Origin of the sequence: Desulfobacter vibrioformis DSM 8776 (assembly GCF_000745975.1) — a bacterium.
In the GTDB taxonomy this organism is placed as follows: domain Bacteria; phylum Desulfobacterota; class Desulfobacteria; order Desulfobacterales; family Desulfobacteraceae; genus Desulfobacter; species Desulfobacter vibrioformis.
The window spans coordinates 1-19,295 of record NZ_JQKJ01000012.1 but is presented as its reverse complement, the minus strand read 5'-3'; the positions used below and the strand labels follow the sequence as shown (position 1 = coordinate 19,295).

13 protein-coding genes, 1 tRNA gene and 1 rRNA gene are annotated in these 19,295 nt (G+C 49.8%); 4 read left to right on the top strand and 11 right to left on the bottom strand.

What is annotated here, in order from left to right; genetic code table 11:
- Positions 1-97: 97 nt before the first annotated feature.
- Both Q366_RS21275 and Q366_RS21270 read right to left on the bottom strand, forming a co-directional pair.
- On the bottom strand, positions 98-517 hold the full coding sequence (locus Q366_RS21275) for an SEC-C metal-binding domain-containing protein (RefSeq protein WP_035238250.1): 420 nt from the start codon (positions 515-517) through the stop codon (positions 98-100).
- Between the two features lie 88 nt (positions 518-605).
- Positions 606-761 carry a hypothetical protein gene (locus Q366_RS21270; protein ID WP_156968150.1) on the bottom strand — a complete coding sequence of 52 codons (156 nt, stop codon included), beginning with the start codon at positions 759-761 and terminating at the stop codon, positions 606-608.
- 564 nt (positions 762-1,325) lie between these two features.
- Here Q366_RS21270 and Q366_RS08995 point away from each other — a divergent pair.
- Entirely contained in the window at positions 1,326-2,699 is a 1,374-nt protein-coding gene (locus Q366_RS08995) for a glycosyl hydrolase family 18 protein (RefSeq protein WP_035238249.1), read from the top strand.
- Positions 2,700-3,218: 519 nt separating this feature from the next.
- A complete protein-coding gene (locus Q366_RS08990) occupies positions 3,219-3,698 on the top strand; it encodes a hypothetical protein (protein ID WP_156968149.1) in 480 nt (159 codons plus the stop codon).
- 425 nt (positions 3,699-4,123) lie between these two features.
- On the opposite strand, the gene Q366_RS08985 is transcribed toward Q366_RS08990, so the two are convergent.
- Both Q366_RS08985 and acd read right to left on the bottom strand, forming a co-directional pair.
- Positions 4,124-4,216: transfer RNA gene (locus Q366_RS08985), tRNA-Ser, on the bottom strand.
- 47 nt (positions 4,217-4,263) lie between these two features.
- Entirely contained in the window at positions 4,264-5,427 is a 1,164-nt protein-coding gene (acd, locus tag Q366_RS08980; RefSeq protein WP_035238247.1) for a glutaryl-CoA dehydrogenase Acd, read from the bottom strand.
- Between the two features lie 381 nt (positions 5,428-5,808).
- Here acd and Q366_RS08975 point away from each other — a divergent pair, with 381 nt between their 5' ends.
- Both Q366_RS08975 and Q366_RS08970 read left to right on the top strand, forming a co-directional pair.
- Entirely contained in the window at positions 5,809-8,472 is a 2,664-nt protein-coding gene (locus Q366_RS08975; protein ID WP_035238246.1) for a circularly permuted type 2 ATP-grasp protein, read from the top strand.
- The gene (locus Q366_RS08970; protein WP_035238245.1) at positions 8,462-9,352 is read left to right on the top strand and encodes a transglutaminase family protein; all 891 of its coding nucleotides are present in this window, start codon (positions 8,462-8,464) and stop codon (positions 9,350-9,352) included. The genes Q366_RS08975 and Q366_RS08970 overlap by 11 nt, the downstream gene beginning before the upstream one ends.
- 118 nt (positions 9,353-9,470) lie before the next feature.
- Here the strand turns inward: Q366_RS08970 and Q366_RS08965 are convergent, their stop codons facing one another.
- The 7 genes from Q366_RS08965 to rrf all read right to left on the bottom strand — a co-directional run bounded on the left by Q366_RS08965 (position 9,471) and on the right by rrf (position 19,113).
- Positions 9,471-10,088: a DUF4410 domain-containing protein gene (locus Q366_RS08965; RefSeq protein ID WP_035238244.1), complete on the bottom strand. Its 618-nt coding sequence runs from the start codon at positions 10,086-10,088 to the stop codon at positions 9,471-9,473.
- Positions 10,089-10,116: 28 nt separating this feature from the next.
- Positions 10,117-10,917 carry a flagellin N-terminal helical domain-containing protein gene (locus Q366_RS08960; RefSeq protein WP_035238242.1) on the bottom strand — a complete coding sequence of 267 codons (801 nt, stop codon included), beginning with the start codon at positions 10,915-10,917 and terminating at the stop codon, positions 10,117-10,119.
- Positions 10,918-11,009: 92 nt separating this feature from the next.
- Positions 11,010-14,060, bottom strand: a complete 3,051-nt coding sequence (locus Q366_RS08955; RefSeq protein WP_035238240.1) for an efflux RND transporter permease subunit — start codon at positions 14,058-14,060, stop codon at positions 11,010-11,012.
- 11 nt (positions 14,061-14,071) lie between these two features.
- Positions 14,072-15,202, bottom strand: coding sequence for an efflux RND transporter periplasmic adaptor subunit (locus tag Q366_RS08950; protein WP_051957943.1), 1,131 nt, complete (start codon positions 15,200-15,202; stop codon positions 14,072-14,074).
- 5 nt (positions 15,203-15,207) lie between these two features.
- Positions 15,208-16,566 carry a TolC family protein gene (locus tag Q366_RS08945; RefSeq protein ID WP_035238238.1) on the bottom strand — a complete coding sequence of 453 codons (1,359 nt, stop codon included), beginning with the start codon at positions 16,564-16,566 and terminating at the stop codon, positions 15,208-15,210.
- A gap of 304 nt (positions 16,567-16,870) precedes the next feature.
- The gene (locus Q366_RS08940; RefSeq protein ID WP_169742948.1) at positions 16,871-18,820 is read right to left on the bottom strand and encodes an adenylate/guanylate cyclase domain-containing protein; all 1,950 of its coding nucleotides are present in this window, start codon (positions 18,818-18,820) and stop codon (positions 16,871-16,873) included.
- Between the two features lie 176 nt (positions 18,821-18,996).
- Positions 18,997-19,113: ribosomal RNA gene (gene rrf / locus Q366_RS08935) — 5S ribosomal RNA — on the bottom strand.
- Positions 19,114-19,295 lie beyond the last annotated feature (182 nt).

Below are 19,295 nucleotides of genomic sequence, written 5' to 3'. Positions count from 1 at the left end.
TTTCGCTCTGGCGAAAGTCCACAAAAGTCCGCATTATTTTATCTAAAACCTCCACATATGATGTAGGGTCCGGCACCATTCTTTGAAAAGAAAGCATTTATAGACAAAGTGAACACTGTTTGTACTTCTTTCCGCTGCCGCATGGACAGGGTGCGTTGCGTCCTGTCTTCGGAAATTCCTGTGCCCGGTGCGTTGGCGTCGTGGATGCCTTGAGTGTTTCCATTGCTTTTGAAGCGCTTGCGGACCCGCCCCTCGTCATGCTCGGAAACATCTCATGGTGCTGCTGGATCATCGGCAAGACTACGGAGTGCCGAAGATCGTCGAACTCCGCGTTCTCCATCCCAAGATTCGGTCGCATCGCCGAGATGATCTCTTCACGTTTGTCTTCGGGTAGTAACGCCAAATTCCAACAGAGCTGGGCAAGGGACAAGGCCTTGTTCATGTTCTCAATCGAACCGTCAGTTTCGTCGAGCAACGGTTGCGCGTACTTCATGAATGATTTTCCCATAATTCCCATGACCGACCTCTCATCTTATCAGACCTGACGGCTGTACTCGTGAGTCCCTTTATCATGTAGCGATTAAGGGGTCTCTTGCAGCCCAATGTTAGTCAGTAATTTGCTCTTCAATTGCTTTGAAGACTTCATCAATAAACATTTCCAACTCCATTGATTGTGCCTCATAATCCCATCCATCAATCTCATCACAGTCATAGCACGATGCAAAGTAATTGTACTCCTCAATCAATGTTTCTTTTTTCATTCCTTTGGCAGCCTTGTCAAGATATTCCTCTACAAGGCCTTGATCATCCTTTGGGCCAATTTTGATTATCGAATCATGAATGCTTGTCGAAACACCTTTAACAGCAATGGTTTTTGAATTTGAACAATGCCTAAAAGTCTCAAGCGGCCGAAACGATGATCAAGGCCTCGTTGTGCAAAAAACCAACCAGTCATGTTATATTCGCGCCCTAAGGCTTCATTTCAATATCCAAAATATGATATCCCTGTAAAAAGTCATAGTTGGGTGACGAAGATGAAGATATAATTTGCACAATCGGGATAGGACTCCCCATCACTGAGGAGCCCTCCCACACCACCCGGTAGCCCCGCCTGGATTTTAACCACTGCTGTGCGTGCAATCTGATTAAAAATACTGTTAATCTCCAATAAAATCACCCCCTATCAATACAAAAAAACAATAAAAAATTAAGGGGTTCCCTGATAGGCACATAGATATGTAGATGATACAAGATAAACGTGGGTTATCCGTATTAAGTTGAATTTTAGCTCTAAAACCTTTCATTTTAAAACAAAGGAGAATGACATGGCAGGCCTACCATACGGTATCAATGCATGGATCTTTTTGAAAGAAGATGGGCCCCCCGGCACCAACTACAACAGCGCTGATAGCTGCTTTCAATCTTTAATTCAGTACAAAGTTTATAACAGTTTGGATTTTCTTGGTATTGCCTTTTTTGAAGTCGTGCCCGGCAGCAGCGGTTTCACCATCAAGATCGGTAATGGTTGTCATCTTGGTAACGCTGATAATCCGAACAACTTGTTGAGCAACCAAGACTACTTAACCTATGTGTTGCGTGATGCACGAAAGGTTAATCCAGATATCAAATTTTTGGCTACCATGATATATAAAGGCGATCAAACCCTATCTGCGATTTTTTCCAGCGGGAATGAACAAACACAGGCCACCGATTTTGCCAATAATCTGGTGATCTATCTGAAAAAAAATGGCATGAATGGATTGGATGTAGATTGGGAGGGAGATGTGGCAGACAGAATGACCCAATCGCAGTTCAAAATCCTGTTTTCCACGATTCGCCAGGTATTTGATCAGCAGCCGGAGAAATATTATCTGACAATGGCACCCGCCTGGGACTATTCGGTCTATGATTTCCCCACCCTCAAGAGCACTTTCGATGTGGTTTCTCCGCAATTCTACGACGGCACTACATTATCAGAATTTCTTGGTGCGGGAATGTCCCCAGACAATATTGGCTATGGGGCACAATTTGAGCCGGGAAATGAAGCACCTAACACCAGTGCCCAACAGGTTTGGAGCGCCGTCTCTCCGGGCTTCAATTACCAGGACAAATCCTATAATTACCAGGATATATTTATGTGGCGGCTTAACTCCGGCAACTACCAATTCGAGCAGGCACAGTTGATGATTCTTTCTCAACTCGCGAATCCTCCTGCCGGAGATAGTTTCGACGACACTGCGATTGTCGCTGCGGCGGGTAATCCAAACATTACCCGAATGACGGTCCGCGCGGGCGAAGTACTCAACGCAATTCAGGCCGTCAATACCGGGACTGGCCCATACAACACCGGTACTCAGAATACGGAAACCGGGATTTTTACATTGTTACAACACGGCGGAAATAGCGGGGGCGCTCAAACAATCAATATTCCGATAGACGATCCGATTATCTCAATTACTGGCTACACAGGTAAATGGTATGGCTGGGAATGTGTTTTACAACTCACGTTAACCGGAAAAAGCGGGGCCACTTATGGCCCATTCGGCACCATGGCTGGTTCAACCACCCAGACTCATTTCACACAATCTGCCCAACCTGAACAGAGCGTAGTTGCATTTAGCGGATCCACCGTGACGGTTCCATTGGCAGACGGCAGCCATACAGCAATTATTGCAAGTCTGAATGCTGTCTTTGCATAGCCAGTTATTCCCCCGGCCTACGCGGCTTCTCGCGCAGGTCCGGTGAATTTAACCTTAAAACCTACTAACCAGGAGGACTCTCTGCTAAAAAAGGGCACCCTCATTTCCTTTAAGGAAACGGCATTGGACCGTGAACCATCGGGGACCTAAGCTTTAAATATAAAAAACTATTCCACAAATTTATTGTGGTTGCCTTGAGTTGATCTCCAATAAAATTGATCTCTATCCATACAAAAAAAAGGCCTTGATCATGGTTTCGGCCACTTGAAAATTTGGGGCATTGTTCAAATTCGGAAACCCTTGCCGTTAAAGGTGTTTCGACAAGCATTCATGATTCGATAATCAAAATTGTCCCAAAGGATGATCAAGGCCTCAAAAAACAATAAAACACTAAGGGTTTACCCGATATATCTCTATCCAAATTAATGATACGGAATAACCTAAATTAAGTTGCCCCCTGCTGCTCCCGGGTGGCCGGTTTAAATTGTGAATCAAATGTAGATAGATTTGAGGAAACTAATGAAAGGAGATAAAATGAATCCGTCGCGACAGGAATTTAGATCTATACCAAAAGCATTCAGTAAAAGTGATGTAGCTTTACAAAACGCTATCAAAGTTCAAGGGATTGGAACAGCAACTACTTCATGGGACAAACTTTTAATTGATCTGCGTGATATGGATCCCTTAAAGTTAGATTCTACAATCATCATACGTGATTGTGATTTTTTGAAGAATGCAATAATCAAGGAGCATGAAAGCATTGTTAAAGTAATTCAATTGCTTCAACAAGGAAAACCTAATGATCTTAAAAAGGCTTTTAAGATCGTTCGTGAAAAACGATTGAGAGAAGATGATGCTATAGACGCAGACGGGGGAATGATACAGCTTGCTATAGCGGTAGCTGCTTTATTACTTGCAGGATGCCTTGACGATTGTGATGATGAAATTGAAACACCTCCTGAAGAAGGAGAATGCGCTGGGCATCCCTGCCCTAAATAAAAATTTGGCAATTAAAATCGTGCTTCAAGTCATGATTATAATTGGGTGTGTCCCACCTTTTACATGGCAATAATCGTTAAATGCAAACCTTACTTAAAAAATAAACTTGTTACAGTGTAGTTGATGTTGCGCGGTTAAAAATCTACAAAATTTGTAGATCGTCCATGTAATATACTGTATTGACATAAGAATAATTCAAAAGCATCATAACTTCTATGTAAAAGGTGGGACACACCCTCTATGAAACCTACGGACAGTATGTCAGTGGCATTGAAAAGGATGTGGGAAAAATTAGAGAGTATTTAGGCTATTATTTCAAATAATTAAAAAATAAAACCTATAATTTTCACCGATTTTTGTGGTGAAAGCGCGGTGAAAGCTATGGGTTTATTCAAGCCAACTATTTTCAATCATTACGCTTTATTTGGCGGAGAGGGTGGGATTCGAACCCACGATCCCGGTGTTACCGGGATACTGCTTTTCGAGAGCAGGGCCTTCAGCCGCTCGGCCACCTCTCCTGAGCACCAATGTTGCGATTCTTATCATTGATGATGGCTTGATAAAGTTACCTGTTCGCTTTTCTGATACCCAGCTGATCCAGGGCAATAATCCACTTGCAGATATTGGCGGAACCTTCCACCATGGCATAGGTGGGAGCATCCCGGTAGTAACGGGCCACGGGATATTCAGTGGAATAGCCGTAGGCGCCCAGAATTCTCATGGCAAAGTTGGCGCATTTGTAAGCCACTTCGCCGGCCATGTATTTGGCCATGGCCACATCCAGGCCGTTGTTCAACCGGCCCTGGTCCTTGGCCCAGGCAGCTTTGTAGACCAGAAGACGGGCGGCTTCAATTTCCGTGGCCATCTGGGCGATCATGTCCTGGTTCATCTGGAACTCGCCGATCTTTTTGCCAAACTGTTTTCTTTCATTGCAGTATTTGACGGCTTCGTCAAGGCAGGCCTGGGCCAGTCCCACACCGCCGGCAGCGGCAGACAGCCGGGTCTGGTTTAAAGATGAGAATACAATCCCGGCACCGTCGCCGGGTTTGCCAAGGATGTTTTCTTTGGGTACCTTAACATTGTCCAGAAACAGTTCCCCTGTGGGAGAAGAGTGGGAACCCAGCTTGTCCAGGGAAGAGGTTGTGATGCCGTCAAAGTTTTTGGGCTCAATCACAAAGGCGGACAGCCCCTTGGAACCGGCGGATTTATCCGTATACGCATAGTAAACCAGGCAGTCTGCCACATCAGCATTGGAGATCCAGGTTTTATTGCCGTTGAGCAGCCAGTGATCGCCCTTGTCTTCGGCTGTGGAGGCCATGTTCATGACATCAGAGCCTGCATCCGGTTCGGTGATGGCGAACCCGCCGATATATTCGGCAGTGCACAGCTTTTCCACATATTTTTTACGGACCGTTTCATTTCCGTATTTATAGATGGGGTAGGCACAGCCAAGTACCTGCATATTCACCTGGACCCGCAGGGATGAACAGGCACTGGCCAGCTCCTCGGTCACGATCATGGCCGCCAGAAAGCCTAAATCTTCTCCGCCGTACGCTTCGGGAATCACGGTGCCGAAATATCCCATTTCTCCCAAAGGCCGCATCACCTCTTCAATGGGCAGGTAGTGCGCTTCATCCCACTGGTCCGCAAAAGGGGTGATCTCTTTTTTTGCAAAGTTCCGGATCTCTTTTTGGAGCATTTGCAGCGCGTTGCTTAATTCAAAATCCATTTTACCCTCCCTCTCCTGTATTAAGGAACGAGTTTTAAATAACTTGCCCATTAATATCGCTTCACAAATTTTGTAATTATATGATTGACGTTTAAATTTAGCCAGTCATAAAAACTTGATCATCAAGTATGAGGTTCTTAAGGGCCTTCGTGCCAGAATCGAGATCCCCGTGTTCACAATAAGGTCGTAGCGCTTACGGTTCATTAGATGAAACGCCTGGATTTTTGATTTTTACACGCAATTGCACGGAAAAGGCAACCTTTTGATCTTGCGTCTTTCAGGGGAATCAATTATAGTGGGAGCCTTTAAAACATGGTGATTATGGCAAATTCTGCTTTGATATTAATACGTTAAAAACCGTGCTGACATAGACATAACTGAATGCGTCTGACCAATGAATCCATCCCCGGGGACGACCCGGGACCGTCCGGGGAAAGGCCTGTCACCCCGGTATTTACCGCAGATATATTAAACCAGAGCACAGCGGTTGATTTCAGCAGCGGTAAAATGCCGCCCCATTGGGATGGCCTGGCTGAATACCTGAACAGCCTGGGAACCGCAGAACTGTCCCGGCGCTGGCAAAAGGCGCAGCAGATTATCCAGGAACACGGATCTGCCTACAATATTTTCAACCCGGAAACCGCCACGGAACGGCCCTGGGCCCTTGATCCCATTCCTTTACCCATTTCAAGCCACACCTGGCAGACCCTTGAACACGGCATCCAGCAGCGGACAAAACTCCTGGCTTTAATCTTTAAAGACATCTACGGTCACCAGAATTTTATCAAAAACCGGGTAATTCCTGCAGAACTGATATTCGGCAACCCAGGATTTCTTCGCCAGTGCCGGTTTGGTCCGGATCGCTTTACCCCGGATCATCACCTGTTTTCTTCGGATCTCATCCGTCTGGCCGATGGCCGGTGGCAGGTGGGGTCCCACGGCACCCAGACACCGGCCGGAACCGGGTATGCCCTGGAAAACCGCGTAATCCTCACCCGGATTCTGCCCAGGATGTTTCACTCCAGAAAGGTCCAGCGGCTGGCCCCGTTTTTTAAATATCTGAATATGTCCCTGATGGAAATATCCGGTCAGAAACAGCAGGAACCACGCATTGTAATGCTCTGCGAAGGCCCTTCCGGTGCCCATTATTTTGAACAGGTTTTTCTGGCAAGGTATCTGGGCTATACCCTGGTGGAGACCAATGATCTGACCACCAGGGGAGACTGGGTGTTTCTTAAAACCCTGGGGGGGCTCCAGCGGGTGGATGTTATTTTGCGCCGGATTCCGGATTATGCCTGTGATCCCCTGTTGGGCACAAACTTAGCATTTCCCGGCATCCCCGGCCTGGTTCAGGCCGCCAGGGCAGGCAATGTAGCCATAAGCAATGCGCTGGGTTCAGGTGTTCTTGAATCTCCGGGCCTGTTCGCTTTGCTGCCGGAGTTATGCCGGGATATTCTGGGCGAACCCCTGATCCTTGAAAATACGGATACATTCTGGCTGGGAACACCGGACACCCTGTTCCGGGTGACGGAAGAGATAAAAAGCAATACCCGGCCCATGACCCTTTACAGCGCATTCAGCCCGGCCCATACCCGGGTGGTGCATACCCGGTCCCTGGCCGGGCCTAAAAAACAGGAACTGATTGCCGCCATCCAGGCCGCGCCCTATGCCTGGGCCGGCCATTACCCGGTGGAACCCTTTACGGTACCGGTCTGGTCCGAACAGGGGATGAAAAACAGGTACACGGCCGTGCGCATGTTCTCGACCGCCATCACGGAGAATGCCGGCCCAGGGTCTGCAAAAATCTCGGATCAGGTGGAAGCCGCTGTCATGTCCGGCGGATTGGCCCGGGTGGCCGATGACCCGGAAACCCTTGTTCTGTCCGGCACCCGGGGAAAAGGGCAAGGGGCCAAGGATGCCTGGTGCCTGTCCGAGCGTCCCACAGAATTCAAAAGCATGCTCCACCGTTTTACCACCCCCTTTGAAATTCACAGGGGAAGTGACCTGCCCAGCCGGGTGGCTGATAACATGCTGTGGCTGGGGCGGTACATGGAACGTACAGAAGGGATGCTGCGGGTGATCCGAAGCGTTTTGATGCGGGTACACAGCGAAACCCGGCTGGACAAGGTCAGTGAAATGCCGTTCTTTTTCCGGGTCATGGCTAATTTGAAAATTATCTCTTCGGATCCTGGCCGGCCTGATGCCTCGTTTTCCGTAAGACTTATCGAAAAGGAATTATACCGGTCCATCTACGGGGTTGCGGTGCAAAGCAGTATTCTTAACTGCCTGAACAACGCACTCCAGGTGGCAGACCGGGTAAGGGACCGGCTCTCTGATGATTCCTGGCAGATTCTCGGGCGCATTGAAAAAGGGCTGGTCCGGATCAACCCCAAAAACCAGAGTGCGGAAATTCTGGAAATGCTCAGCGACATCATTCTGAATATGTCCGCCTTTGCAGGCCTTGCCCTGGAAAGCATGACCCGGGGAATGGGGTGGCGGTTCATGGACATGGGCAGGCGGATCGAGCGGGCCCTTCACATGACAAACGTGATGGCCAGTCTGGTTCAGGGGCACACGGTTCCGGATTCCAACGACCTTGAGGCTGTGCTTGAGGTGGCGGACAGCCGCATCACCTACCACACCCGGTACCGGACCACCCTTCACATGGAACCCCTGGTGGACCTGCTCCTGCTGGATGAAATAAACCCAAGGTCTGTGGGATTTCAGCTGGCAGCACTTCATTCCCACCTGGAAACCCTGCCTAAGCCTCACCCCCTCCCTTTCCGGACAAAGGAGGAGAAGATCATCCTGGATCTGACCACCCGGCTGCGCCTGGCAGATACACAGGAACTGATGATACTTGGGGAAAAACATGTGCTGCCCAACCTGGATGCGTTGCTGGAAAAACTGAACAATGATCTACAAGGCCTTGCCGACAGTATTACCCAGCACTATTTAAGCCGGATTGAGACGGAAAAACAGCTCAATGGCCAGTTTGAGGGTAAGGGGTACCCTGTGGCCGGGACGGTGAATAATGAAATATAACATCCGCCACCGGACCCATTATCAATATGAGTCACCTGCTTCTTTGTCCCATAGTGAACTGGTGCTGATACCCAGGAATTCAGAGTTCCAGACCTGTATCCAGAGCCGGGTTTCTCTAACCCCCGAACCGTCAGCCCGGTCCATGCGCCAGGATTATTTTGGCAACACAGTGATTAATATTTGTCTGGAAAGCCCCCATTCTGAGCTTGATATCCTGGCTGAGGCCGAGGTGACCCTTCATCCGGCAGCCCGGCTGGTGCCGGATCAGACCCAGCCCTGGGAACAGGTCAAAGAGACGATGATGCGGTATGAAACGCCCAAGGACCTGGAAGCCTTTGAATTTATCTTTCCCTCTCCCATGATCCGGCCCGATAAAGAAATTGCACAATGGGCCGCTGAAATATTTACGCCGGGCACCCCGGTGCTTCGCGCCGCCCTTGATATGACCCACAGGATTTTTACCGAATTCACCTACGATCCCAATGCCACCTCTACATCAACCCCCCTTTCCAAAGCCTTTGAGATAAAACGGGGGGTGTGCCAGGATTTTGCCCATGTGGGCATTGCCTGTCTTCGGGCCATGGGACTTGCGGCCCGGTATGTCAGCGGTTATCTGAACACCCAGCCCCCGCCCGGAAAATCAAAGCTGGTGGGTGCGGATGCCTCCCATGCCTGGCTCTCCCTTTATATTCCGGGGCTTGGGTGGGTGGATATGGACCCCACCAACGATGTCATGCCCAAGGATCAGCATATTACCCTGGCATGGGGCCGGGATTACGGGGATGTCACCCCGGTCCGGGGCACGGTGCTTGGCGGCGGCAACCACCGTCTCCAGGTGGCTGTGGATGTAATGCAGCAGCAAACAGGACCCGCAGCCTAATAAAGGCAAGAAATAAAACAGGCCATGAAAAAAGTTTGATTTTCACGGCCTGTTTTATTTCTGGTTCTATTGCTCGGCTACCCAGGCAGATTCAACCAGGTATCCCTGGCGTGTGTTGCTATCTTTGGGCTGGAATTACTGTGGCCAGATATTCACTGATAATTTTTCCCATATCCATGGGCAGTGATTGGTCATTACTGCCGCCAGACCATGCCGCAGCAAAAGCATTGTTGGAGGAGGATATGATCTTTTCTTGGATAACATTGCCCATGGCAGCATCCGTAAGTTTCAGATAAACAACCATGTGAGAAGCCCCTGCCATAGCCCCTGCCCATATACGTGCACCAGCACTGGCAATTCGCATGTCCAAAATTTTACCTTCCACAACAAGCGCATTGCCGGCAGGTGCGACATTTCCGGGTTCAACGACACGCTTAAACAAATTTTTACTTTTAAGATCACTGAGCAGGGAGATCTGAAAATAATTCAAGGCGTCCGCATAGTCGCGCCTGAACTCATCAGAGGCTTGAAAGTTGTTGATAATAATCGTTTCATAAGGACCTGCACTGAGAGGCATTTCCTTTTGGACCAACTCAATTGTTGCGTTCTCAATGATGGGGACGTTTGGTGCCTGTTCCACAATTTTAGACTCGGAACTGCCGCCTCCGCAACCCGTGAACGCTACCGCGAAAACAACAATCATACCCAATATCAATGCAGATATTCCTTTTTTCATCTATATATTTTCCTTTAGGTTTATTAGGTTATCCCAGCAGACTCACCAGATTATTCCGGGAATCATTGGAGTGATTCAGGGCATAGGTGGCCACGCCTTGGAGCAGGTCCATCTGGTTTAAAATGATACTCTCTTCAGCAAGGTCTGCATCCCTGATATCCGATTCGGACGCCATCAGATTGATCCGGGTGCTGGACATGTTGCTGACATCCGAAGTGTACTGGTTCTGGCTGGTACCCACCGAAGAGCGGTTCTGGGCGATCTGGTCAAGGGCCAGATCCACGGTTTCGATGGCTTGCTGGGCGCCTTCGGTGGTGGTGATGTCAAGGTCGGACAAGAAGCCTGTTTCCTGGGAGCCAAGGGCTGACGTTGCCGCAGATGAGATTGAAAGACCGTTTATGCTGTAAGTGCCGTCCAAAAGGTTCTGCCCGTTATAAGATGTCGAGCCTGCAATATCATCAATGGTATCCAGAGAACCTTGGATATCAGACTGGAGGTCAGCCAGGCTGCCCTGGGAATGGCCCCCGCCTGATGCATCCACAGCCTGGGTTTTGATGTCCTGGAGCAGGTCGGTGATCTGCCCCAGCGCGCCATCAGCGGTCTGGGTTATGGAAACATTATCGCTGGCGCTCTGGATTTGCTGGCCTGCCGACAGGGATTGACTTTTCAAACTGTTGGCAATGGTTAGGCCGGATGCGTCATCTGCAGCTGAGTTAATTTTCTGACCCGTTGCCATCCGTTCAATGGAGTTCGTTAACTCAGTGTTGGCCCTTTCAAGCATTTTTGCCGTAAGTAATGATGTGGTATTTTGATTTATGGTAAGTGCCATGGGCCCCTCCCTATTCTTAATTCGGTTGCTTTGACTGGCCTGTAATATTTAAATAATACAGCAGGATATAGGAAAAATCAAATTAAAATTTTCTATTTTTCTTTCACCCGGTACCAGGCCGCCACCATACAGGGCAGAACAAACAGGGTCAGGATGGTGGCACCCAAAAGTCCGCCGCCAATGCTTACGGCCATGGGTCCCCAGAACTTGTCCACGGCCAGGGGCACCATACCCAGGATGGCAGCCGCCGCGGTGAGCATAATGGGCCTGAACCGGAACACCGTGGCCCTGATAATGGCATGGTACCGGTTCTCGCCGGCAGCCACCTGGCGGTCGATCTGATCCATGAGGATCACCGAGTTGCGGATAATAATACCTGACAGGGCAAAGATGCCCAGCTGGGCCAGAAAGCCCATGGGCATGTTGAAAATCAGAAGGGATGCAATCACCCCCATCAGCCCGAGGGGCGCCGTTAAAAGGGTCAGGATCATGTTGGGGATATTCTGCAGCTGGATCATCAGAAGGATCACGATAATCATGGACATTGCCGGCACCATCTCCAGAATATAGCCCGTGGCTTTTCTGCTTTGTTCCGAAAGGCCGCCGATGTCAATGGAATACCCCTCAGGAAGGCTCTCCCGGACAGATTTCAGGGCTTTGTACACTTTTTTGCTGGCATCATTGCCGGTGATGCCTGCCACCGTGTCTGCCTGCACCGTAATAGTGGGCAAAAGGTTGCGGCGCCAGATCAGGCCCTCTTCCATACCCAAACGGATATCGGCAATCTGCTCCAGGGGAATGGTTCTGCCCTGGCCCACATGGATGGGAAGTGTCCGGATATCATCCAGGGACTGCCGGTCGCCTGCACACAGCCGCAATACGATATCAACGGTTTTATCCTTTTCCCTGAATTTACTGACCGGGATGCCGGAGAGCTGGGACTGGATGGCCAGTGCCAGATCGGAACTTGCGACCCCAAGCATCCTGGCCTTGTCCTGGTCCACGTGTAATTGAAGCTTTTTGGTCTTTTCATACCAGTCAAAATTGATCGCTTTTAAATCCGGATCCGCTGCCATCACATTCTTAACCTTGTCCGCAAGGGCCCGCACCTTTGCATAGTCATGTCCTGATACCCGCAGCATCACGGGATAAGGCTCAGGCGGACCCATCTGGAGGGTCTGGAGATGGCCCCGGACATTGGGAAAGGCGTTGTCCAGAAGTTCCTGGATCTGCGTTTGAAGCTGTTTTCGTTCATCCAGCCCCCTGGCCACAATGATAAGCTGGACAAAGTTAGACCGGGGCATGACCGGGTCAAAGGTCAATATAAAACGGGGCCCGCCAACGCCCACATAACAGGCAAAATGGTCAATGTTCGGATTACCGGAAATGGCGTTGATAAAGGCTTGGGCCTGCTTATCCGTGGCCTGAATGGAGGCGCCTTCGGGCAAAGTGAGATCCACCACCAGCTCCGGGCGCACAGAGCCCGGAAAAAACTCTTCCCTGACATATTTAAAACTGTATAGGGAAAGAACAAAACCTGCGGCAGTGAAAATCAGCACCACATACCTGAACCGCAGGCACCAGACCAGAATCCGCCGGAACACCCGGTAAAAGGTTTTATCATAAATGTCTCTTTCCCTTTCCCCGTCGTTTGTGGGATGGGCCTTGATCAGATAAGTCCCGAACAGCGGGGTCACCATGACTGACACCATCCATGAAATGATCAGGGACAGGCCGATAACCGGGAAAATGGTCCTGCAGAACTCCGAGGAATCGCCCTTTGCAAAACCAATGGGGATAAATCCGGCACAGGTAATCAGGGTCCCGGTAAGCATGGGAAAGGCTGTGGCGGTGTAGGCAAAGCAGGCCGCCTTCACCTTGTCCCACCCCTGCTCCAGCTTCACGGCCATCATCTCCACGGAGATCATGGCATCGTCCACCAGAAGACCTAAAGAGATAATCAGGGCGCCTAAAGAGACCCGGTGCAGGGAAATGCCGGCCATTTTCATGGAAAGAAAGGTGGCGGCAACCACCAAAGGGATGCAAAGCGCCACCACCATGCCCGAACGAAGGCCGAGGCTCAAAAAACTGACCACGATAATAATGGCAATGGCCTCGGCCAGGGTTTTGATAAATTCGTCAATGGCGTCTTTCACCACCAGGGGCTGGTTGGCCACCTGGTGAATGTCAAACCCCAGGGGCATATTCTGTCTGATCCGTGTAAAAGCCGCGTCAAGGTCCTGGCCCAGTTTGAGAATATTGTCCCCATCTTCCATGGAAACGGCAATGCCGATGGCAGGTTCCCCGTTGTAATACATCCTGGGTTCGCTGGGATCTGCATAGGCCCGCCGGATCACGGCAATATCCCCCAGCCGGAAGGTGCGCCCCAGCACCCGGATGGGAAGTTCCCGCAGGGCTGCAACATTGTCAAAAAGGCCTGTAACCCTTATAAACACGTTATCTGTGGAGGTCTCCAGCATGCCCGACGGGGTCACGGTGTTCTGCTTTTTGATAACAGCGGCCACAAGCAGGGGATCAATACCCATGCGGGCCAGCTTTCTGCTGTCCATTTCAATATATATTTTTTCCGGCTGAACCCCTTCCAGGGTCACCTTTTTAACGCTTTTTATCATCAGAAGGTCCTGGCGGATATCTTCGGCCTTTTCCCGCATCTGTTCGTAGGAAAAACCGTCGGATGTCAGGGCATAAATATTACCGTAAACATCGTCAAACCGGTCATTGAAATAGGGGCCTGCAATGCCCTTGGGCAGTTCATCGGCCATGTTGTTGACCAAGTTGCGCACCTCAAGCCAGGTGGGCCGGATGTCGCCGGAATCCACGGCGTCCTTGATGTTGACATAGATGACCGCTGTCTGGGGCCTGGAATAACTTTCCAGGTAATCCAGACCGGGAATATCCTGCAGTTCCTTTTCAATTTTATCCGTGACCTGCTGTTCCACCTCGGTTGCCGACGCACCGGGCCAGCCCACGCCGATGATCATCTGGCGTATGGTGAAATTGGGGTCTTCCATGCGCCCCATGCCCTGGTAGGCATAGACGCCTGCCACAGCCGTTAAAACAATACAGAACCAGATAAGCTGCCGGTGGTTCAAGGACCATTGGGTTAGATTAAAGTGTTTCATTTTATATATCTCTATTTACCCGGGGATTGGGTTCGAACCTGCTGACCTTCCAGAAGCTTGTGTACGCCGGTGGTGATAATTTCATCGCCCGGGGACAGGCCCTCGAGGACCTGAATCTCTTCTCCGTGCCCGGCCTTTCCCAGCCTGATTTTCTGCAGCCCGGCCCTGCGATCTTTAACCACCCATACCATGGGCGTATCGCCGGTCTGATAAACAGCGGACAGCGGGATAAAAATCCGGCTGGTGCCGGCCTCATGTCCGGCGCTGACCGCAGACGCTGTCATGCCCAGCCGAACCGTGTTCGGGGGATCAATCAGCGTAATGCGGGTCTTGTAGGTCCGGGTAATGGGATCTGCCACAGGTGACACATACCGGACCTGCCCCTGCACCGCCAGGTCGGGAAGTGCCCAGAAATTGACCTGAAAAAGGGCGCCTGGGCTGACTTGTGCCACCTGGTTCTCGGGCATAAAAATTTCAACCTCCCGCTGGTCTCCCCTGGCCATGATGACCACGGGCATGCCTGCAGCCACCACCTGGCCGGTTTCTGCCCGGACATCAAGCACCACACCGTCATCGTCGGCTTTGAGATTACAATAGTCCAGCTGGTTGTTCGCCTGGGTAAGCTGGGCCCGGGCCTGCTTCAATAAAGCCCGGGCCGAGTCTGCGCTGTTCTGGTAACGGTCAATCTCAGCCTTACTCATGTAATCCTGTTCATAAAGGGCCTTAAAACGATTGAGCAGGTCTGCGGCCAGATTATATTGACTTTCAGCCGCATCCACCTGGGCCCTGGCAGCCATCACAGACTCTTTAATATTACTGGGGTCCACCTGCATGAGCAGATCGCCTGTCTTGACCCGGGTGCCGGTCTCCACGTGGCGGGCAATGACCTTACCCGGAACCCGGAATCCCAGGGCAGCCTCGTACCGTCCCCGGACCTCGCCTGAAAAGAGATGCCTCGGCTGGGTGTTTCGGGCGGAAATGGTCATGCTGGTGACAAGGGGCAACGGTTCCGGCGGGGTCTGTTTGCGCTCATGTTCCAGCGGATTGTTGCACCCGGCCACAGCCAGTACGAAGATAACCAGTATGGATATCGCACAAAGACCCAGGGCCGGTATCAAATCTTTTTTTCTGCCTTGCTTCATCAGGGTTACTCCTTTCCCATAGCGCGTTCCAATTCGGAGACCGCAATGTTATACATACTTAAGGCGTGAATATAATTGGTTTTCGCCCGGGTCAGGGATACTTCGGCATCCAGACGTTCCAAAGAGGTACTCAAACCCACCCGGTACCGGGTCCGGGCCGCATCCAGGGCCTCCTGGGCCGTATCCAGGGATTTTTGGGCCACATCAATGGACTCAAGGGCGGCCTGGGCATCGTGGTATGCTTTTTCCACCTCCAGGCGAATGCCTCTGAACAGCTGCTTTTTTGCGATCCGGGCCTTTTCAAGCCCCTGGGCGGCCTGGGCCTTTTTATGGCTGGTACGGCCGCTGTCAAACAGATCAATGCTGGCCACAATGCCGATTTGGGCAGAGGGGTCCTCATTTTCAGGTTCATAATGGTGGGCTTCCCCCACCAGGGCCAGGGTGGGCAGATGGCCACTTTGGGCAATGGTGATCTGCGCTTTTGCCATCCGGATCTGTGCATCCAGCGCCCCTATCTCCGGCCGGTTCTCCAGACCGGTCTTGATACAGGTCTGAAAATCCCGGGGCATGGGCAGGGTCAGCGGGGCGTCATCATAGGTGTAGCAGGTATCCATGTCCACGCCCAGCACATAGTTCAATGCGGTCTGGGCAAGGTCCACATTATTATGGGCATATAACTGCTGCTGCCTTAAATCCGCCAATTTTTCTTGGGCCCGCAAAAGATCCAGTTTGGGAACAATTTTCTGATCATGAAAGGCGGTTGCCTCTTTGACATGCCCGGTCATGCTCTCCACAGCCTCGTCCATGGCCCCGGCCATCTGCCGGGTCAGGATCGCGGTGTAGAATGCTTTTCTGGCAGACAACGCCAGATCATTGTCTGATGCATCCAGACTTTTCCGGGCATTTTCCAGGTTGGCTTGGGCCAGGCAGCGGGTGGCGGTCAGTTTATTGCCTGTATATAAAGGCTGGGTTACCTTGACCAGCCCGCCGTAATAATTGCGGCTGTCACTGGGCAGGCTTTTTTCCGGCACCTGGCCGGAGGAGATGGCAGACAGGGCATTATTCAGCTTTGCCAGGCCCTGGTTTGTCTGCACCAGGCTGGGCGGGTCATTATACCGGTAAAGGCCGCCCTGAAGCGTCAGGGTCGGTCCGAATTCGGCTTTGGCCCTGGCAAGGCCCTCATCGGCGATTTCCACATCCTTTGCAGCCATTCGCCGCTCCAGGCTGTTTTCAAGGGCAATCTGTACCGCCCGGTCCACGGTCAGCAGTTCCCGGGCCTGGCATGTTCCGGCCAGGCATACCAGGGTCAGCACAGCGAATATAAGAAAAAAAAATGACCGGGTTACGCGTATGGTTTTATCCATATTTGACCTCTTATGGTTCAAAGGAGAGACTTTCATGAATACCGATTCAGGTTTATCCTTATCCCATAGCCGTTAGGAATGCAAATACCATGTGGGCAATGCTGACGCATGAATTTAAAAAATAGCAGGCTAATAAAAACCTGCATCCTCCCTTGGGGAGGCTTCAATCATTTTTAATTCCAAAAAGCATCCTTCAGACACCCAAAATGCATCCAACTGAAAAATTTTCTTCGCTCGGGACGCAACGCTTCCGTTCTGGTCCTGGCGCATTAGACCATGGTATCCTTTCATTATTCAAAACAGCCTACAAGTCTCCATATTTTTTGTCTGAAACACCATAAATCAGAATGGGTTCTGTTTTCCCCTTTACAAGAGCCCTGCCACGTTTGTTAAAATTAAATTCATGGGGCCTGTCCAGCAGATCCACGATGTCCGAGGATACAATAATTTTTTCATTTTTCTCTTTGGTCAAACTTTCCAGACGGGAAGCGATATTGACGGCGTCACCTAAAACCGTTGAATCCATGCGGTTTGAGGTGCCCACCGTGCCGATCACCACCCTGCCGATATGAATGCCGATGCCCATATCAAGCCTGGGACAAAAGGATGCATCTGCCTTTGCATTAAATTTTTCCAGGGCCCTGTGCATTTCAATGGCTGCCCGGACCGCATTTTCAGCGCTGTGGTTCAGGTCTTTGCCATTGGAATCGAACAAGGCCATAATGGCGTCGCCGATGAATTTGTCAATAAATCCGTGGTTTTTATGAATCGGGGGACTCATGGCGCTGAAAAATGAATTTAAAAAGGTAAGTACCTGTCCCGGCTTCATTTTTTCGGAAAGGGTGGTGAACGAGCGGATATCACAAAACAATACGGCAATGGTATCGTATTCAGTATTACCGATTGCAATGCTTTCAATGCCTTGTTTGGCAATACGATCCTGGAAATGTGACGGCACAAATTTTTCAAATACACAGACCAGATTTTCGATTCTGTCATAGGTTTGGGAAGACTGCATGGCCAGAACAATGGCCTGGCTCAGAATGAAGATCAAAAAACCCAAAGGCATTAAGTTTCCGGTGTGGATGATTTCTTCGGAGTAAAGGATTTCGTTAAAAACACCGGCCAGAAAAATCGTGAAACCGAAAAGGATATACCCTGCCCCGTTCCTGTGTCTGATAACCGCACGCATAAGACAGATCAGTACGTAGAGACCGAATCCCATGACAGCAAGGTCATAGGATGGGATGAAACGCCAGAATATCTTTGTGGGCAGAAATAATACCGGGATAGCGTAAATCAGGCTGAATACAACAGATGGTTTGAAAATCCGTCTGGAAAATTCTTCTGGAAAAACAGAACCCATAAATCCCGCAAATGCCGGCGGCAGAAAATATAAACAAAGCACCATGATTTTGCGCAGAATTTCCCAGGAAAAACTTGGAAAAACCTGTGTAATCAAAGTAACACCAATGGTTAGATTGCGCAGCGAAATAAGAAAACAGATCACGCTGAAATAAAAATGGGACATCTCTTTGCGCCGGAAACAGAACAGAAGGAAATGGTAAACGCTCATGGAAAGAATGCACCCGATTACAAAAAAATCAATGCCTTTTGTAATATCGTAGTGTTTGCGGATCAGTCTTTCCTGGCCTAATTTTATGGCCCGGACAATACCTGCGTCAATATGGCTGAAATTGGAAACCTGAACAATGATTTCACATTTTTTTGTGCGGGGTTTAAAGCAAATGTTCTGACTGAAACTTTGGGGCCGGGATTTCGATGGTGACATGCCGACAATACCGTTTCCCGGGACAGGCCGGCCGTCTATCCACATTTTATAAGCAGTGGCCATATCCAGAATATTTAACGCATAGGTCTGGTCTGCTTCGGGCAAGAGAACCGTTAATCTATAGGTTGCATATCCGCTGCTTTTAAACCTGCCGTCCGGGCTGTCGTACCGGACCCAGGACTGGGGAACAAAAAAAAATCCTGTCTTTGGGGGCAAGGGTGGGGATGAAAAATCCCCGGGCAAAAGCAGCCGGTTCCAATAAAATTCCCAGTATCCGTTCAGCTCGATATAGTCTGTCTTATTAAAATCAAATGTTGAAAGATCCAGTACCCCGTTTATCACCTCAATCGGCTTTTCCGGTGCCCGGTCCTTTGCTTGGCAGATAGATGGATTAAGGAAAGAACATAAAAAAATGAGCAAAAAACCGGTTCTGATCCAATTCCAGTTTTTTAGAAATGCCATATTCACATAACAGTGCCCCACTGTTTTCATTTATTTGGTTGAATATTCATTTTTGAACCATAATAGCGTGTTGAAAATATAAAGAAAACCGTTTTAAAAAATTTATTGCGGGGCAGAGTGATCTAAAAATAAAAAAGCCCTGACCAAGGATATCTTGATCAGGGCTTTTCAAAAAGAACCGGCAGCGTTCTACTCTCCCACACAGTCTCCCATGCAGTACCATCGACGCTAAAGAGCTTAACTTCCGTGTTCGAGATGGGTACGGGTGTGGCCTCTTCGCCATCGCCACCGGTTACACTGGTCGGACCTGGAACTTCAGAATGTTTAAATTTGACATGTCCCATGGGTCCAAATATGTAATCTGTTGCAGTAAAATCAAGCTTTGCTATGTTGATATATCAAAACGTTCAAAATTATTTATGGAAAAAAGTGGCTAAGCCTCACGACCTATTAGTACTGGTAAGCTCAACATGTT

Bases quoted from the DNA above. Each gene is read 5' to 3' on its own strand.
- Q366_RS21275 (WP_035238250.1), bottom strand. From the start codon at position 517: ATGGGAATTATGGGAAAATCATTCATGAAGTACGCGCAACCGTTGCTC.
- Q366_RS21270 (WP_156968150.1), bottom strand. From the start codon at position 761: ATGAAAAAAGAAACATTGATTGAGGAGTACAATTACTTTGCATCGTGC.
- Q366_RS08995 (WP_035238249.1), top strand. From the start codon at position 1,326: ATGGCAGGCCTACCATACGGTATCAATGCATGGATCTTTTTGAAAGAA.
- Q366_RS08990 (WP_156968149.1), top strand. From the start codon at position 3,219: ATGAAAGGAGATAAAATGAATCCGTCGCGACAGGAATTTAGATCTATA.
- acd (WP_035238247.1), bottom strand. From the start codon at position 5,427: ATGGATTTTGAATTAAGCAACGCGCTGCAAATGCTCCAAAAAGAGATC.
- Q366_RS08975 (WP_035238246.1), top strand. From the start codon at position 5,809: ATGCGTCTGACCAATGAATCCATCCCCGGGGACGACCCGGGACCGTCC.
- Q366_RS08970 (WP_035238245.1), top strand. From the start codon at position 8,462: ATGAAATATAACATCCGCCACCGGACCCATTATCAATATGAGTCACCT.
- Q366_RS08965 (WP_035238244.1), bottom strand. From the start codon at position 10,088: ATGAAAAAAGGAATATCTGCATTGATATTGGGTATGATTGTTGTTTTC.
- Q366_RS08960 (WP_035238242.1), bottom strand. From the start codon at position 10,917: ATGGCACTTACCATAAATCAAAATACCACATCATTACTTACGGCAAAA.
- Q366_RS08955 (WP_035238240.1), bottom strand. From the start codon at position 14,060: ATGAAACACTTTAATCTAACCCAATGGTCCTTGAACCACCGGCAGCTT.
- Q366_RS08950 (WP_051957943.1), bottom strand. From the start codon at position 15,202: ATGAAGCAAGGCAGAAAAAAAGATTTGATACCGGCCCTGGGTCTTTGT.
- Q366_RS08945 (WP_035238238.1), bottom strand. From the start codon at position 16,566: ATGGATAAAACCATACGCGTAACCCGGTCATTTTTTTTTCTTATATTC.
- Q366_RS08940 (WP_169742948.1), bottom strand. From the start codon at position 18,820: ATGGCATTTCTAAAAAACTGGAATTGGATCAGAACCGGTTTTTTGCTC.